Genomic DNA, 18,794 nt, shown 5'->3' with positions numbered 1-18,794 from the left:
AAAAAAGGTATGAAGTACATATATTATTTTCTACTTTCCCTCTGGTTCATCCCCGCATCCGCCCAGAAAAGCGAAACTGCAAGATATCTGGAGAGCATCGGACTGGTGAACATCGCTGAAGCAGACAGTAGCATCGTCATAGACCTGATGTATACCCGCGCAGACAACTTCACCGGAAAAGTCCTCTATGAAGATTTGCACGAAGCCTATCTACACCCCGACGTCCTAAAAGGATTGTTGCAAGCACAACAAGAGCTGAAGAAACATCACCCCACGTATCGCCTCATTGTATATGATGCCGCCCGCCCCATGAGCGTACAGCAAAAGATGTGGAATGTGGTGAAAGGCACTTCCAAATATATCTACGTCTCCAACCCGGCACGTGGCGGAGGACTGCATAACTACGGTCTGGCAGTAGACATCAGCATACTGGATGAGGCGGGAGTCCCCCTGCCGATGGGTACAAAAGTAGACCACCTCGGTCCAGAAGCACATATCACCAATGAAGCCGCACTGGTGCAAAGCGGAAAAATAACAAAGCAGGAACAGGCCAACCGGTTGCTGTTGCGTAGCGTCATGCGCACCGCAGGCTTTCGCGCTTTATCCAGCGAATGGTGGCATTTCAACTGGTGCAGCCGACAGGAAGCTAAACAAAAATACAAGGTTATACCCTAAAGTTCCCCATATTCCTTTATATTTGTGCAGACAAACCAAGTAAGAACTTCATCCATAGAACTATGAAACAAGCTCTCAAACTTATACTTTCCACCCTGTTCGGTGCATGCATCGGCTTCAGTGCAGTGGTGCTTTGCATTACATTCTTTACGGAAACCACACTCAGTGAATTCTTCGGCAACATGGGGAATGTGCAGCTCAGCAGATTATTGCTCTCCTGTATCCTGTCGTTGGTATGCCTCATACTTGCTGTCTTCGTACAAATCATCCTGCACGAAGGCGGACATCTGATTTTCGGGCTTGCTACCGGCTACCGGTTCGTCTCTTTCCGTGTGGGCAGCCTCACCCTGATAAAGGAAGGTGGAAAGTTCCGCTTCAAACGCTTCTCCATCTCCGGCACAGGCGGCCAATGCCTGCTTTCCCCACCGGATAAGCCTTACGAACAAACGCCTTACTTCTGGTACAATGCAGGCGGGGTACTGATGAATCTGTTGACGGGAATCATCGCACTTATTCTTTGGATTTCGTACCCTGAACTGCCGTTACCCCTGCATCTATTCCTCCTATTTTCCTTTATCTGCGGTTTCTTCCTGGCGCTGATGAACGGCATTCCATTGAAAATGTCGGGCATCACGAATGATGCTTACAACCTGATATTGATGCACCGCGACCTGAATACCCGGAAGTACCTGGCCCTTCAATTAGCCGTCAACGCTGAAGTTCAGAAAGGCATGAGACTGAAAGATATGCCGGACGAATGGTTCCCGAACGATGAAGTGACAGACTATAAGAATATCATGCAAGTTGCCGTAAAGTTACTCTATATCTCGCGCTATGTCGACCGGAAAGAGTTCAAGATAGCACAGGTTCTTTTCAGCGAGATAGAGCAACACAAAGAAGAAATTGTAGGATTATACGTAAAAGAAATCGAGTGCGAACTCTTGTTCCTCGAACTGATAGGCGAACGAAGACAAGAAGAAGTGGAGCGACTTTATACAGACAGGACAAAGAGATACATCCAGCGGTATAAGATTATGATGTCTTCCAAACAACGCTTGCTGTGTGCCCTTGCCTTGTATTGGGAGAACCGACCAGAGCGTGCGAAGGAGATTTATGAGAAGGTAGTCCGTAAACGGGACAAATATTTGCTGCAAGGTGAAGTCAACTCTGATCTGGATATCATGGAAACGATGCTTCGGGAAGCACAAATACAGATTTAAGTGAAGCCATTATTATTTTCTTTGCATTATTACTTTATAATAATTATCTTTGCATAATCATCATAAAGTAAAGAAGCCATGCCAATCATCCGAAACCCTTTCATTATAAACGGATACATATCCCCCGCCTATTTCTGTGACAGGAAAGCGGAGAGTGAGATACTTATCCGCCAAATGACCAATGGTAATAATATCGCATTAATCTCAACGCGAAGAATGGGTAAGACAGGATTGATACGTCATTGCTTCCAGAGTAAAGAAATTCAAAAGGCATATTACACATTCTTTATTGACATATATGCAACTAAATCTCTGCGTGAGTTTGTGTTTGCCCTTAGTAAAGAAATTATTGAGTCATTAAAATCCTCGGGCAAGAAAGCGATACAGACTTTCTGGGAAACGATGAAGTCACTGCAAGCCAGTCTGACATTCGACTTTAATGGTAACCCTTCATTCAATTTAGGCTTGGGAGACATCCAGTCTCCGGATGCTACATTGGATGAAATATTTCATTATCTGGAACAGGCCAACAAGCCCTGTATCGTAGCCATTGACGAATTCCAGCAAATCACCAATTATGCAGAAGACAATGTAGAAGCCATCCTGCGTACTTATGTGCAACATTGCAACAATGCCCACTTCATCTTTGCCGGAAGCCAGAGGCACATTATGGGTAATATATTCCTGACAGCATCACGTCCCTTTTATCAGAGCGTATCGATGATGCATCTGGAAAGCATTCCTTTAGAAGAATACATCAAATTTGCGCAGAAACATTTCAAAGAAGCAAATAAGACTATATCCAAAGAAGCCATCGAACACATATACAAATATTTCGATGGTATAACCTGGTACATGCAGAAAGTACTGCACACCCTTTATGACATGACCCCTGTCAATCAGGTTGCCGATATTTCGATGGTAGAGGAAGCCATCTGCCAAATCATAGGCTCATTTCAATATACCTATTCCGAAACCCTTTTCCGAATGCCCGAAAAACAAAAAGAATTGCTCATTGCCATAACCAAAGAAGGAAAAGCAAGCGCTATCACCTCCGGTGCATTCATTAAGAAATATAGATTACCATCTTCCAGCTCCGTGCAATCGGCATTAAAAGGGCTGTTGGAAAAGGATTTTGTCACGCAAGAGGCAGGGGCCTATCAGATTTATGACCGTTTCTTCGGGCTATGGCTTCAAAGAAACTACTAAACGACAAGGTTTATGGAATTGAATGACGAAACCCTTCGTTTTATACGTGAACACTGCAAGGATGATGTACGCAACCTGGCTCTGCAAGCACCGAAGTATCCCAATGTGGATATGCCTGTCGCACTGACACAGATAGCAGGCAGACAGTCAGCAGCAGAGAAAATGCCATCTTGGTATGCAGAAGAAGGCATTCTGTATCCCCGTCACTTACCCTTAGAACAATGCTCCTCTGAAGCTACGGCACGATATAAAGCATCCATCATTCCGGAGTCTTCATCCGCTGCACTGACCGACTTAACCGGAGGCTTCGGTATAGATTGCGCCTTTCTCTCTCCTAAATTCCATCACGTCACCTATGTGGAACGACAGGAAGCACTTTGTGAGATTGCTTCGCATAACTTTCCGCTACTGGGCCTGAACCATATCTGGATAGAAAACAAAGACTCCATCCGGCATCTGCAAGAAATGTCTTCTGTTGACTGGATATTCATTGACCCTGCCCGTCGCGACGGACACGGCGGTAAGACCGTCGCCATTGCCGACTGTGAACCGAATGTAGCAGAACTGGAACCCCTACTGCTCGAAAAAGCACACCACATCATGATGAAGCTCTCCCCTATGCTCGACTTGTCTTTAGCCATTCAGGATTTAAATCACGTACAGGAAGCGCATATTATTTCTGTAAATAATGAGTGCAAGGAACTCTTACTTATCTTAGCACACGACTCCATTGCCGCAGAAAATATTCCTATTCATTGCATCAACCTGCAAACGAAAGATGGAAGCAGTATAGAGAAAACCGGGCAATTCTTCACCTTCACCCGCGAACAGGAACTATCAAGTCCAAGTGAATATACCGATACTTTAGATAAATATCTGTATGAACCCAATGCATCTATCCTCAAAGCAGGTGCTTTCCGCAATATAGCTTATAGATATAAAATAAAGAAGCTGCACCCCAACAGCCACCTCTATACTTCCAATGCATTGATAGAGAACTTTCCCGGAAGAAGTTTCCGGATAACCAATATGTGCACATTGAATAAGAAAGAACTAAAAACCGTATTAGGGGACATAAAGAAAGCCAATATCACAGTCCGGAACTTTCCTAGTTCAGTAGCGGAACTTCGTAAACGGATTAAGTTAGGCGAAGGCGGAAATGTTTATCTGTTTGCTACCACCTTGAACAATGAACGGAAAGTACTGATCCGCTGTGAGAAAATAGATAGCATAAACTAACATTACCAATTTACAATATCCCCTCCCAAAAATACTTGTTACAGGGCATTTTTTCGTTGAATGTAACCCCAGCAAAACAAGATGTAACATCCGAAGGAAATCTGTAACATAGGCTCAACTATCTGAAATACGATTCTTCCCTTGAATCCCCTTTTCTCCCTATTTTTGTAATCGTCATCCACAATGACGAAACAGAAGTTCATTAATAACTATAAAAACGCACTACTATCATGAAAAAGAAACTTCAGTTGCTCACCGGAATCGGATGCCTTTGCTTGTGTTTCCTTTCCTGTTCACAACCTCCCTACAAGAACCCGGCACTAAGCCCGGAAGAGCGTGCCAATGATCTGGTAGGCCGACTCACACTGGAAGAGAAAGCCGCCCTGATGCAAAACACATCTCCCGCCATTCCCCGACTGGGCATAAAAGCCTATGACTGGTGGAACGAAGCCCTACACGGCGTAGGACGTGCCGGACTGGCAACCGTATTCCCGCAAGCCATCGGCATGGGAGCTTCTTTCAACAACGAATTACTTTACGACGTATTCACTGCTGTTTCGGACGAAGCACGCGCCAAAACCACCGAGTTCAGCAAAGAAGGAGGATTGAAGCGTTATCAAGGGTTGACCATGTGGACACCCAACATCAACATCTTCCGCGACCCGCGCTGGGGACGGGGGCAAGAAACTTACGGAGAAGACCCTTACCTCACCAGCCAGATGGGAGTAGCAGTCGTACGCGGACTGCAAGGTCCTGAAGGGGAGAAGTATGACAAGTTGCATGCCTGCGCCAAGCACTATGCCGTACACTCCGGTCCGGAATGGAACCGTCACAGTTTCAATGCCGAGAACATCGACCCGCGTGATCTTTGGGAAACCTATCTGCCTGCATTTAAAGACCTCGTTCAAAAAGCCCATGTCAAAGAAGTGATGTGTGCCTACAACCGTTTTGAAGGTGAACCTTGCTGTGGAAGTAATCGCCTGTTAATGCAAATCCTCCGCGATGAATGGGGATACAAAGAAATAGTAGTGTCGGATTGCTGGGCAATCAGTGACTTCTACAATAAGGGTGCTCATGAAACCGATCCCGACAAACAACATGCCTCAGCCAAGGCAGTACTCTCCGGAACAGATATAGAATGCGGAGATAGCTACGGATCACTGCCCGAAGCTGTAAAAGAAGGCCTGATTGACGAGAATCAAATAGATATCTCACTGAAGCGCCTGATGAAAGCCCGCTTTGAGCTGGGCGAAATGGACGAGCCCTCGCAAGTATCCTGGACACAGATTCCTTACAGTGTAGTAGATAGTAAGGAACATCGTGAACTGGCACTCCGCATGGCACGTGAAAGTCTTGTGTTATTGCAAAATAACCAAGATATACTGCCTCTAAACAAAAGTATGAAAGTAGCGCTCGTAGGTCCCAACGCCAATGACTCCGTAATGCAATGGGGTAACTATAATGGCTTCCCCGGACATACCGTTACTCTACTGGAAGGTATCCGCAAGTACTTGCCCGAATCACAGATCATCTATGAACCCGGATGCGACCTGACCTCCGACGTTACTTTGCAAAGCGTATTCCAGCAATGCAACATGGATGGCAAACAAGGTTTCAGCGCCAAATACTGGAACAATACGAAACAGGAAGGAACACCGGATGTAACCAATCACATCAGCACCCCCTTCCACTTCATCACCACCGGTGCCACGACCTTTGCAGCTGGCATCAACCTGCAAGATTTCTCTGCCAGCTACGAATCCGTATTCCGCCCCGTCAAGAGTGAAGACATCGCCTTCCGCTTCCAGACTCAAGGGATAACAAAACTCTCCATAGACGGCAAGGAAGTTGCCGCAGGCATGAACTTCAAGAATAATGCAAAAGTCTACACCCTCCAGGCAGAAGCCGGAAAAGAATATCATATCAAGATTGATTTTGCTTTCCGCAACCGTGATGCCGCACTCGATTTCGATATGGGACGCGAAGTTCCCATCGACCTGAAGCAGACTATAAATAAGGTGAAAGAAGCAGATATCATCATTTTTGCCGGAGGTATATCCCCTGCAGTGGAAGGCGAAGAAATGCACGTCAACATCCCCGGTTTCAAGGGAGGCGACCGCGAAACCATCGAACTTCCGTCTATCCAAAGCCGTCTGCTTGCCGAACTAAAGAAAGCTGGGAAGAAGATTGTACTTGTCAACTTCTCCGGTTCTGCCATTGCCCTGACTCCCGAAACAAAAACATGCGATGCCATCTTGCAGGCATGGTATCCCGGTCAGGCAGGTGGTACGGCCATTGCAAACGTTCTATTCGGAGATTATAACCCGGCCGGGCGTCTTCCGGTGACTTTCTATAAGAGCACCAACCAATTGCCGGACTTCGAAGATTACTCCATGAAAGAACGCACTTACCGTTACATGACGGAAGCTCCCCTCTTCCCCTTCGGACATGGATTGAGTTATACGACTTTCCAATATGGAAACGCTTCATTGAATACACCGGAAATCAAGGACGGAGAACAAGTCACTCTAACCATCCCTGTTAGCAACACTGGTAAATACGATGGTGAAGAAGTTGTACAGGTATATCTGCGCCGTCCGGGTGATAAGGAAGGACCGTCGCATGCACTCCGTGCCTTCAAACGCGTAGCGATAGCTAAAGGTACAACGAATCAGGTTACCATACCTCTAAGCAAAGAAAACTTTGAATGGTTCGATACGGGTACCAATACAATGCGACCGATAGAAGGTGAGTATGAAATACTGTATGGCGGTACATCAGAATTGAAACAGCTAAAATCCATTCCTGTCACTATCAAATAATGATTCTATAAAAGTTACTCCTATGAAGAACTTATTCTATCTTCTCCTCTGCCTCATCGCCGGTACATCGTGCAGCCAGGCAGACCCTACAAAGCCTTGGGATAAAGGTGCCTTTGAAACGCAAAAGTACCGGAATCTTTTCGCCGAGATGGGTTACAAACAGGCAGATATCGATGCCAAACTCCAATCCGTCTTCGACGGCGTATTCTACGGTCCGAACAAGGTTTACTTCGAAGTAGGCGACTCCATGGCATACATCAGCGACATCAAGAACCACGATGTTCGTACCGAAGGTATGTCTTACGGATTAATGATTGCTGTCCAGTTCGACCGTAAAGACATTTTCGACCGCCTTTGGCGATGGGGCACAAAGTACATGCAGCACCAGGAAGGTCCGTTGAAAGGGTACTTCGCCTGGAGCTGCAAGACGGACGGTACCCGTAACTCCCAAGGCCCCGCCTCCGACGGAGAGCTTTACTATGTAACCGCCCTCATCTTCGCCTCCAACCGTTGGGGAAATGACACCGGTATCGACTACCTTGCCGAAGCCCGGAATATCCTGAACTGTTCCATGGAGAAAGATGGTACAGACCGTGTAATGCCTTTTATCAACGTAGAGCATAAGCTCATCACCTTCGTCCCCGACATACGGGGTGGCCTCTTCACCGATCCATCTTATCATGTACCCGCTTTCTATGAAGTATGGGCACGCTGGGCCGATGATGGCAGAGCCGACTTCTGGCGTGAATGTGCCGAACGCAGTCGTGAATACCTGCATAAAAGCATCCACCCCGTAACCGGTCTGAACCCCGATTACAACAACTATGACGGCAGCCTGCTGGACAATAACCGCATTATTGGGGATGCTTTCCGCTTCGACTCCTGGCGTGTACCGATGAATATTGCTTTAGATTACTCTTGGGCATGTGCCGACAAAGAGTGGCAACAGGAATACGGCAATAAAATCCAGAACTTTCTCTACAGTCAGGGCATTGATACCTTCGTAGATCAGTACAACATAGATGGTACGCAGGTAAAAGATACCCTCAAAGCCGGAGAACACAAGGCGTTGAGACACTCTTTAGGCTTGGTAGCCACTTCTGCCGCCGCCTCACTGATGTGCACTCACGAGAAAAGCCGTGAGTTCGTAGATAAGTTATGGAACGCAAAACACGAGCCGTATGAAGACGGATACTTCGATGCTTACTATGACGGACTGCTCCGCCTCTTCGCCTTCATGCATCTGAGTGGAAACTACCGCATCATCTTCCCCTGAAGAATGAGTTACAAGGATTCTTCCCACTCGCTGGCGGAATTAACGGTCTCCTCCCCATACCCGAATAGAGACCAAGTCAGGAGTTGGGCAACATCAGGTCCATACCAACTCCGTAGCATCTTCGGATAGAGGTACTTCTACCCGAAGATGGTACGGAGCAAATAGGGATTTGATCCGTTGTTGGTACGGCTCTGACAGAATACCGAACAGCCTCTAATTCCGCCAACGGGTTAAGGTTGTCTTTCAAAATAGTCGGTTAAAATAACGTTAATGATAAGAATTACGATACTCCTGCGGAGTAAGTCCTGTTACCTTCTTGAATAAACGATTAAAGTAGGAATAGTCATCAAAAGAAAGAGAAAAAGCCACATTCTTTACAGACATCTCATCTGTTACCAGAATGAGTTGTGCTTTTTCTATTTTCTTCTGATTGATATATTTTGAAGGGGTCACACCAGTCTCTTTTTTGAATAAACGGATAAAATGGTCTTTCGACAAGCATGAATTCTCAGACAGAGTTGTCAGGTCTATAGCCTCATAGATATGTTTGCGTATATAAAGAATAGCTTTCTCTATCCGGTCATCTTTAGTTTCCACCTTAGCTTGCGCACGTTTCAGGAAATGTGCCAGCAATTGGTATACTATGCCACGCGACTCAACCTTGTCGCATAATGCCCGTTGCTTATTTTTCAGAAGGTTCTGCATGAGCATCGAGTTATTATCATAACTTGCAGGGTCCGACTTAGGCAAACTCATGTGAGGGTTTATTGCACAGAGACGCTGAAACAAAGCCAGGTCCAAATCTCCGGCAGGTATCTCAACCGGAAACTCCCACTCATCTAATAAATTGGAATCTGACTGATGTTCTTCATAAATGTGCAGGTAGTAATGACAGAAATAGGAGTTACAGATATAGCTATGCACAGTGAATGCCGGGATGAAATACAAATAATTAGGCTTTAATATCTGTGTACCTCCTGATAACTGTATCTGAGCAGTTCCTTCCGTTATATAATATAAACGTGTAAACGGACTATTTATATTCTTCCAGTTCCAATCTGCATTATGTACAGCCAAACCTACATTTAATACCAAAGGGTGTAGTTTATCAACTAATAGTGCCATAGTATATCGTATTTAGTAACTCGATAAAGGTAGGTGAATTTCTTTATCATTCAAAACGATTATCGATATTCTCAATATAAAAATCGTTTTTATCCTATCATATCAGATATATCCTGTTTATATCATCGATATTTTCTAATACAAACACTTTTTAATCCTATTACAACTATTAATTAATACATATCTTTGCAATGTACAATAGAAACAAAATTGATACCTATGAAAACGAAAATTTTATTAGCCTCTTTAGTTCTTTCAATAGGAACCTTATCTGCCCAGAACTATCAGGTTCCGGTTTCAGAAAAGAACGAACCTATGATGAAAGGTAAATTCCAACCTACATGGGAGTCTTTGGAGAATTACCAGGTTCCCGAATGGTTTAGGAACGCAAAATTCGGAATATGGGCGCATTGGGGACCTCAGTGTGTAGAAGGTTCGGGCGACTGGATGGCACGCTCCATGTATATGGAAGGAACATCAGAATATAAACATCATGTAGAGCACTACGGACATCCCTCTGAAGTAGGCTTTAAAGACATCATCCCTTTATTTAAAGCAGAAAAATGGAATCCGGATGAACTGATTGCATTCTATAAGAAAATAGGGGCGCAGTATTTTTTCGCTTTAGGTAACCATCATGATAATTTTGACCTTTGGGACAGTAAATACCAACCATGGAATTCAAAAAATATGGGACCGAAACGTGATGTTTTGGCGGAATGGGAAAAAGCTGCACGCAAGTACGAACTTCCATTTGGTATCAGTTTCCATGCTGACCATGCCTGGACTTGGTACGAACCCTCCCAACGTTATGACAGACACGGACCTAAAGCCGGTGTTCCTTACGATGGCACTTTAACAAAAGCTGACGGCAAAGGTAAATGGTGGGAAGGATACGACCCTCAGGACCTATATGCACAAAACCATCCGATGAGTAAAGGTAGCTGGGCGGATGGCATGATTCATAGCCAATGGGCCTGGGGAAACGGGGCATGCTTGCCTACTCAGGAATACTGCACAAACTTCTATGACCGTACCGTAGATGCCATCAACCGTTATAATCCCGATCTGATTTATTTTGATGTCACCGTAGCCCCATTCTATCCAATCAGTGATGCCGGATTAAAGATTGCGGCCCACTTCTATAACCATAATATGGCAACCCACAAAGGAAAGTTAGAAGCCGTCATGTTGAGTAAGATATTGGATGAAAACCAACGCAAAGCCATCGTCTGGGATGTAGAACGCGGTGCACCCAACGAAATAATGGAGCGACCCTGGCAATCCTGTTCATGCATTGGCGGATGGCATTACACTACATCTGTCTATGAGAATAACTGGTATAAATCAGCCTCGGATGTCGCAAAACTGTTGATTGACATCGTAAGTAAGAATGGTAATCTGCTTCTCAGTGTTCCATTGCGGGCCGATGGTACGTTTGATGAAAAAGAAGAAAAGATACTGAATGAATTCGGCGAATGGATGAATATCAATAAAGAAGCTATCTACAGCACCCGACCTTGGGAAGTGTTCGGCGAAGGTCCGATAGCCGAAGCCGATATCAAAATCAATGCACAAGGATTCAACGAAGGAGCATATAGCAAAGCTACGGCACAAGAGATCCGTTTTACCCAAACCAAGAAGGATTTATATGCCACGGTTCTGGCTTGGCCGGAAAATGGAAATGTAATCATCAAATCATTAGCTGCCGACAGCAAACTATTTCCGCAAAAGATAAGGAAGGTAGAACTGCTTGGATATGGACCGGTACGGTTCAACCGCACAGCAGAAGGGCTTTCCATTAATCTGCCGGAGAAAAAGCTCAACAACATAGCTCCCGTCTTTAAAATAAAGAAATAAAATCATAAGAAATAAGAGAGTATTTATCGGCTTTTTTAAGTCGATAAGCTCTTGTTATACCCTAAAAATAACCCAATAATCAATTAAAATTATGAGAAACAGATTAACGTATGGACTTATGCAACCAATGAGATTCATAATGATCCTATTGGTTTGTCATCTTAGCAACGCTACTTGGGCACAAGTGCAAAACAATGTGAAAGGCTTAGTTACCGATTCTTCTGGCGAACCCCTGATTGGGGTAAGCATATTGGTTAAAAGTACCAATAATGGAACTGTCAGCGATCTGGATGGTAAGTTTACCGTAACAGCTAAAACCGGAGATATTCTCCATATCAGTTATGTAGGTTATATTCCTCAGGAGATAAAGGCAGAAGAGAATAAGCAGCTTCGCATCATTATGGAAGAAGATACGAAGAAGCTGGAAGAAGTTGTCATCGTAGGTTATGGTACACAAAAGAAGGTGAATCTGACAGGGGCTGTATCTTCCATATCGGCCGAAGACTTAGCCAGCAAACCTGTGATGAGTACTGCACAAGCATTGGCAGGTTTAGCACCGGGACTGAGTGTTTTACAAACTTCCGGTCGTCCTGGAACAGGAGCAACGGTCAAAATACGTGGTACAGGTACCTTCTCCAATGCTGGAACAGATCCGTTAGTATTGATTGACGGTTTATCTGGGAATATAGACGATATAGATCCTAACGACATTCAGAGTATTTCTTTCCTGAAAGATGCCGCCTCAGCCTCTATTTACGGTAACCGTGCCGCTAATGGTGTCATCCTGGTTGAAACCAAAAAGGGAGTACAAGGAAAGACCACCATCACATACAGTAATTCTTTTGGTTGGCAACGCCCCACGGAGTTACCGGATTTCCTACCATCATGGGAGTATGCAGAATACTACAATATGGCTATGCGCAATATGGATAAGCAAGATGCCTACCTTCCTGAAGAGATACAGAAATTCAAAGACGGCTCAGACCCCGATAATTATCCTAATGTAAATCATCTGAAATGGTTATTGGAGTCAGGTTCCGGTTTCCAACATCAGCATAACGTCAGCATACAAGGCGGTAATGCCACAACGAACTACAACTTATCAATAGGCTACCGCAACCAGGAAGGTATGACGGCAAATACTTCTAACGAACGTATGACAGCATTATTCACGATGAAAAGTGAAATAGCCAAAGGACTTACCCTCAACCTGAATATCAATGCCTATAATAATAAATACAATGCTCCCAATGGAGAGCCTCAAAGTATTGATGGGATGATAGGATATGCCGTGCGCCAGGGTCCTATCTATGCAGGCCAGAAGTCTGACGGCAGTTTTGGGTATCAGGACAATTACAGCCCGGAGGCATGGCTGGCAAGTGAATCTTTCGTACAAAACATCAATAGAAATATCAGTGCTTCCGGACAGTTAAAATGGGACACTCCTGTTGAAGGACTCTCTTTCATCGGAAAAGCAGGGGTTAATTACTGGACTAAATATGATAAAGCTTATCGTGCGGATACTTATTTTGATGAAAGCAAGACTGTGGGACCGGCTTCCTTGAATGTCTGGACAGCCAACAATACGTACACTACTTTCGAAGCATTGGCTACTTATGAAAAGCGGATAAAAGATCATAGTTTTAAGTTACTGGCAGGTACATCTGTAGAGCAATCAGCCAATAGAGGGTTAGAAGGTTACAGAAATACATTCCCCAATAATTATCTGTATGAATTAGGTTCAGGTGACAAAGCAACAGCTACGAATAACAGTTCATTGGAAGAATACGCATTATTATCTTTCTTCGGACGTATCAATTACTCACTGAAAGACCGTTATCTGTTGGAAGCCAATTTGCGATATGATGGTTCTTCCCGTTTTGCAGACGGACATCGTTGGGGAATCTTCCCATCCGTATCTGCCGGATGGAGAATCTCAGAAGAAGACTTCTGGAAAAACAGTTCCGTTTCTAATATATTCGATAATCTGAAGGTTCGTGCTTCCTACGGTGTATTGGGAAATCAAAACATCGGTGTCTATCCGTATCAACAAACTTACAGCCTTGGACAAGATTATCCCTTTGGCAATCCTGCCGCCCTGCAACCCGGCGCTGCCGCAGGAACTTATAATAATCCGGAAATAACCTGGGAGAAGACAGCTATCACGGATATCGGTTTGGATTTCAGTCTGTTTAACGGACGCTTTACCGGTACTTTGGATTACTTCTATAAATATACCTCAGACATTCTGGCACCGGTAGAAGTATCCAGCATAATGGGACGCGGGGTTGGACAGTCAAACATTGGTGCTGTGTCCAATAAGGGTATCGAGGTGAATCTTACTTATAACGGACAAATCGGACGTAACTTCCGCTTTAGCATCTCTCCTAACTTTACCTGGGTAAAGAATGCCGTAGAGAAACTGGCAAATGGTGCTACTGAAGAAATCAATAATAACCGTATTGTGGGACAACCTATCGGAATAATTTATGGTTACGAGACAGATGGTTTATTCGTAGACCAGGCTGAAATAGATGCAGCTCCCGAACAATTGGTTGGTAAATCAAGCCTAAAACCGGGCTATGTGAAATACAAAGACATCAGCGGTCCTGACGGAGTGCCTGATGGCAAAGTGGATGCACAATATGACCGCACCGTATTAGGAAGCACCACCCCTAAATTCTATTATGGTCTGAATCTGTCAGCATCTTACAAAGGACTCGATTTCTCCGCTTTACTGCAAGGTTTGGGAGGACACAAACGCCTCATCGGTTCTTATATGGCCTATGCATTTTACAATGGCGGACAAATCCAGAGATGGCAGGCAGATAATTGCTGGACAGAAGCAAATCCCAATAAATGGGCAGAATATCCACGTTTGGAAACTCTGAATATGAATAATACAAACCTTCAGACCTCTGATTACTGGGTACGTAATGCCAGTTTCCTGCGTGTGAAGAATGTGCAAATAGGATATACCTTCCCAAAAACATGGACAAAGAAAATAGGAATGGAAAATGTACGTGTCTATGTGAGCGGGCAGAATCTGTTATCTTTCAACAGTTTCTATAAAGGTTGGGACCCGGAAAATGAAATTGCTACAGGAGATGGTCCATCCTATTATCCTATCAATAGCATCTATTCATTTGGATTTAATATCAAGTTCTAAGTTAACGATTCAATCAAGAACAATATGAAAAATATATATCATACATTAGAAATAATAAAAGCCTGTTTAGTTACTTTGGCTTTATCATTGGTAACAGTAAGTTGTTCAGACTTATTAGATAAAGAACCTCCTTCATCTATTTCTGATGGTAGCTTTTGGACAGGTGAAGGAGATGCTATGCTGGCATTAACCGGATGCTATCGTTTCCAGACCGGCTGGTCGCATGATGATTTTGCCACCCCACAAGGATTGCTCTATTTAGACTTTGCCGGAGGAAATGGTACGGAAAAAGAAAACTTTTCCACATTGATGGCAAGTTCCAACACAGTCGCCACTAATGGTAATCTGCGTTGGTATTGGGGAAACGCCTATACCCAGATAGCCAAATACAATGTCTTCCTGGAAAATATAACGGACTGTCCTATGGATGGAGATAAAAAAGAAATCTGGTCAGCCGAAGTGAAATGCCTGCGTGCCTATTTCTTATTCAATCTTGCATTTTATTATAAAGATGTACCGATGCCATTGAAAACATTGTCAGTAGAAGAAGCTAACACCATCTCACAAACTCCACAAGCGGACGTCTATGCCCAGGTGGAAACTGATTTGAAAGCAGCCATCAATCTATTGCCAACCAAATACTCGTCGGAAGAATATGGACGTTTCACGAAAGGAGCAGCACAAGTACTGTTAAGCCGTCTCTATCTGGCACAAGAGAAATGGTCGGAAGCCGCTGCTGTTTTGCGTAGCGTCATTGATTCCGGAACATATGAACTAGATCGCCGTTATGGTGAAGATAGTTATGAAAAGCTATTCCAGATAGGCGGAGAATATAGTCCTGAAACAATATTCTGCATCATGGGAGTAAAGGACTTATATACAAATTCACGTTATCAATATTTGTATCCTGAGGCTGCTTACGGTGGTTGGCACCAATTTGCCCCTTATAATGAACTGGTCAAAGAGTACTTTTGTACAGATGGTAAGGATATAAAAACATCTGAAGTATATGATGAAAATGACCCCTATGCAAATCGTGATTTACGTTTATATGCGTCCGTCTTCTTGCCGCCATTGGGAAGTTATCCGGGAACCAAATATAATGATATAACCTACGACTGTTTCAAAGGTGCCAACACTTCAGATTACTATAACAAGTTTGCCCTGTTTAATGGTTATTGCCCCAAGAAAGGATGTGACCCTTCCATAATCAACAATTTGGGAGCTACTCCCACTTATACGCCGATAATGCGTTATGCAGAAGTATTGCTAAGCTATCTGGAAGCCTTGAACGAAGCTCAACCAAGTGCCGTAGACCAAGACATTCTCGACCTTACAATAAACGACATTCGTGACCGTGTAAAATTAACAAAGCTTGAAAAAGCCAATATGTCTCAGGAACTAATCCGTGAAGCTGTCCGCAAAGAAAGGCGGGTTGAACTGGCTTTTGAAGGCCTGCGTTATTATGATGTACTGCGTTGGGGCATTGCCGAAAAAGAGTTGAACCATACATTCACAGGCGTTAAACTATCAGACGATCCCAAAGCCCGGAATTATCGGGGAAGCGGAACTGCAGCTTCTCCGGTTGATGAAGACATGTATTATCAGTTTGAGAAACGCACCTGGTCACCTCATAACCGTTATTTCCCAATACCACAGAATGATCTGAATGTCAATAAGAACCTCAAACAGAATACAGGATACAATTAGTTTTTATTTAATGGACAAGTAATTAATAGGTATGGTTAAGTATCCGGAACTTTGTCTCCGGATACTTATATTATTATATAGTTTTTTAATGCAATAAGATTATGACAAATAAAGGATATCAAGTGAAGGAATACCATTGCCCGGTAAAAAGATATTGCCAGACTATGGATTTAAAAGACAATCCAAAACTAATTAAGGAGTACATTAGGTGCCACAGCAAACCTGAAGCCTGGCCGGAAATAAGAGCCGGCATTCGTTCAGTAGGTATTTTAGAGATGGAAATCTATATATTAGGTTCCCGGTTATTCATGATTATAGAAACACCGCTTGACTTCGATTGGGAAACAGCTATGGACAAGCTTTCTCATTTACCCAGACAAGCAGAATGGGAAGAGTATGTATCCAAATTTCAGGAGTGTGTACCTACAAGCACCTCTGCTGAGAAATGGAAACTGATGGAGCGAATGTTTCATCTATATGAATAGTAAGAATTCTGATAGAAAAGCTTTACTTTGCTTTTTCTTAAAGCAGGTGTAACCCTAAAACGATTATAATATTATGAAGAAAAGTCTTTTTACCAGTTTAATGTTAGGGATTCTGATTTCAGAGCCACTAACAGCGCAGACAGGAGCAGACAATCCTTTCGGTAACGCCTTGATACCTGACATGATTGCAGATGCAAGCATTCAGGAAATAAACGGGACGTTCTATTGTTATGCTACCACTGACGGATATGGCCGGGGATTGGAAACTTCGGGACCGCCTGTGGTATGGAAATCAAAGGACTTTGTTCATTGGAGCTTTGACGGTACTTATTTCCCTTCTGCCGCGAAAGAAAAGTACTGGGCACCCAGCAAGGCTGTCGCTGCCAATGGCAAATACTATATTTATCCGACAATAAACGGATATATGTATCCCGCAGTAGCGGATAGCCCGGATGGTCCTTTCAGGCTGGCCCGTGGAAAAGATGAGTTTCATAAACCTTTCACGATTTCCACCTTATTACAAACAGAAGATCCCGGAGGCATTGATGCCGAGGTGTTTATTGATGACGACGGTCAGGCTTATGTGTTCTGGGGACGCAGGCATGTGGCTAAACTTAATAAAGATATGATAACGGTGGATTCAGACATTCAAATGATCTCCACTCCCCACAAAGAATATTCCGAAGGACCCATTTTCTTTAAAAGAAAAGGAATATACTATTATTTATACACCATTGGAGGGGACGAAAAGTATCAGTACGCCTATGTGATGAGCAAAGTTTCTCCAATGGGGCCGTTTGAATTTCCCAAGCAGGATATCATTTCCACGACTGATTATAAGAAGGGGGTCTTCGGCCCGGGACATGGTTGTGTATTCAATCCGGAAGGAACGGATGATTATTATTTCGCTTATCTGGAGTTTGGACGACGTAGTACAAACCGGCAAACTTATGTAAACCGATTGGAATTTAATGAAGACGGCACTATCCGGTCTGTCGAACTTACTCTGGAAGGAGTGGGCGCCTTGCGGAAGGTAAAGCGGGAGAAGAAAATAAAGATAGACACCATTTATGCGTCCAGCACAGCAGAGTCTTTACACATCAAACCGATGAAGGATACTTTGTGCCGCCGAACAGAATATTTTGTTCCCGCTTTTGCAGCAGACGGGGCCAATGGCTCGCGATGGATGGCGGCTGATAGGGATAATGAAAGCTGGATTGTTGCAGATTTGGGAACAGCCAGGAAGGTGCGCCGCAGTGAAGTCTACTTTGTGCGTCCCACAGCCGGACATGCCTATCTGCTTGAAGGTTCGAATGATGGAAAGATATGGGAAGTTTGTGGAGGACATGAAGATATAAGAATACAGTCACCACATACGGATGCACCGGACAAGAAATACCGGTATCTCAGGATAAAGATATCAGAGGGAGTGAAAGGAATTTGGGAATGGAATATTTACTAATAAGAAATTATTATGAAACACCTATTAGCACTAATCTTGTGCGTATATTTTAGCGGCTGCCTGATGGGGCAGCAACAAACCGAATGGGGGAACTGGAAAAACTGGGGCGACCAGGAAGACGGTACCTACCTGAACCCCATCATTCCGTCAGACTATAGCGATATTGATTGTATCCGGGTTGGTGAAGACTATTATGCGATATCCTCCACCTTCCAGTTCTCTCCGGGAATGACGCTGCTACATTCCAAAGACCTGGTAAATTGGGAAATATGCAGCAATATTATAAATGACCTGACCCAAATAAGTGAATCCCTGAACTGGACCCGCATGGACCGCTATGGCCGTGGCGTGTGGGCCGGAACCCTCCGCCATCATAACGGGCGTTTCTACTTATTCTTCGGTACACCCGACGAAGGGTACTTCATGACCTCTGCCGCTCACCCCGAAGGTCCGTGGGAACCACTGACACCACTTCTTGCCGAAGCAGGCTGGGACGATTGTACTGCAATGTGGGACGACAACGGAAAAGCCTACTTTGTCGG

13 protein-coding genes are annotated in these 18,794 nt (G+C 44.2%); 12 read left to right on the top strand and 1 reads right to left on the bottom strand.

Translation table 11 applies throughout. The annotated features are described in order from the left end of the window. Positions 1-9: 9 nt before the first annotated feature. The 6 genes from BWI44_RS10420 (at position 10) to BWI44_RS10395 (ending at position 8,441) form a co-directional block, all read left to right on the top strand. Positions 10-675 carry a M15 family metallopeptidase gene (locus tag BWI44_RS10420; protein ID WP_138292213.1) on the top strand — a complete coding sequence of 222 codons (666 nt, stop codon included), beginning with the start codon at positions 10-12 and terminating at the stop codon, positions 673-675. 62 nt (positions 676-737) lie between these two features. Then, positions 738-1,895: a zinc metalloprotease gene (locus BWI44_RS10415; protein ID WP_138292214.1), complete on the top strand. Its 1,158-nt coding sequence runs from the start codon at positions 738-740 to the stop codon at positions 1,893-1,895. Between the two features lie 78 nt (positions 1,896-1,973). Beyond that, complete coding sequence (locus tag BWI44_RS10410; RefSeq protein WP_007660834.1) at positions 1,974-3,104, top strand: AAA family ATPase; 1,131 nt, start codon at positions 1,974-1,976, stop codon at positions 3,102-3,104. Positions 3,105-3,116: 12 nt separating this feature from the next. Beyond that, entirely contained in the window at positions 3,117-4,343 is a 1,227-nt protein-coding gene (locus BWI44_RS10405; RefSeq protein ID WP_195209573.1) for a THUMP-like domain-containing protein, read from the top strand. A gap of 230 nt (positions 4,344-4,573) precedes the next feature. Next, entirely contained in the window at positions 4,574-7,165 is a 2,592-nt protein-coding gene (gene xyl3A / locus BWI44_RS10400; protein ID WP_138292218.1) for a xylan 1,4-beta-xylosidase, read from the top strand. 22 nt (positions 7,166-7,187) lie between these two features. Next, positions 7,188-8,441, top strand: coding sequence for a family 8 glycosyl hydrolase (locus BWI44_RS10395; RefSeq protein ID WP_195209574.1), 1,254 nt, complete (start codon positions 7,188-7,190; stop codon positions 8,439-8,441). Positions 8,442-8,708: 267 nt separating this feature from the next. Here BWI44_RS10395 and BWI44_RS10390 read toward each other — a convergent pair whose 3' ends face one another. Continuing rightward, positions 8,709-9,566 (bottom strand): helix-turn-helix domain-containing protein, encoded by an 858-nt coding sequence (locus tag BWI44_RS10390; RefSeq protein WP_195209575.1) that lies wholly within the window; start codon positions 9,564-9,566, stop codon positions 8,709-8,711. 219 nt (positions 9,567-9,785) lie between these two features. On the opposite strand from BWI44_RS10390, the gene BWI44_RS10385 reads away from it, so the two are divergent. From BWI44_RS10385 to BWI44_RS10360, 6 genes are all read left to right on the top strand, one after another. After that, complete coding sequence (locus BWI44_RS10385) at positions 9,786-11,426, top strand: alpha-L-fucosidase (protein WP_195209576.1); 1,641 nt, start codon at positions 9,786-9,788, stop codon at positions 11,424-11,426. Positions 11,427-11,517: 91 nt separating this feature from the next. Continuing rightward, on the top strand, positions 11,518-14,595 hold the full coding sequence (locus tag BWI44_RS10380; protein ID WP_195209577.1) for a SusC/RagA family TonB-linked outer membrane protein: 3,078 nt from the start codon (positions 11,518-11,520) through the stop codon (positions 14,593-14,595). Between the two features lie 24 nt (positions 14,596-14,619). After that, positions 14,620-16,305 carry a RagB/SusD family nutrient uptake outer membrane protein gene (locus BWI44_RS10375; RefSeq protein ID WP_195209578.1) on the top strand — a complete coding sequence of 562 codons (1,686 nt, stop codon included), beginning with the start codon at positions 14,620-14,622 and terminating at the stop codon, positions 16,303-16,305. Between the two features lie 101 nt (positions 16,306-16,406). Beyond that, the gene (locus tag BWI44_RS10370; RefSeq protein ID WP_007660871.1) at positions 16,407-16,790 is read left to right on the top strand and encodes an L-rhamnose mutarotase; all 384 of its coding nucleotides are present in this window, start codon (positions 16,407-16,409) and stop codon (positions 16,788-16,790) included. Between the two features lie 73 nt (positions 16,791-16,863). Next, positions 16,864-18,252: a family 43 glycosylhydrolase gene (locus BWI44_RS10365; protein ID WP_195209579.1), complete on the top strand. Its 1,389-nt coding sequence runs from the start codon at positions 16,864-16,866 to the stop codon at positions 18,250-18,252. 12 nt (positions 18,253-18,264) lie between these two features. Then, positions 18,265-18,794 (top strand): family 43 glycosylhydrolase (locus BWI44_RS10360; protein WP_286813229.1); only part of this gene is annotated, 530 nt, incomplete at its 3' end.

This window comes from Bacteroides sp. Phil13, assembly GCF_001940965.1.
GTDB classification, from domain to species: domain Bacteria; phylum Bacteroidota; class Bacteroidia; order Bacteroidales; family Bacteroidaceae; genus Bacteroides; species Bacteroides intestinalis.
This window is presented reverse-complemented; position numbering and strand designations above follow the sequence as displayed.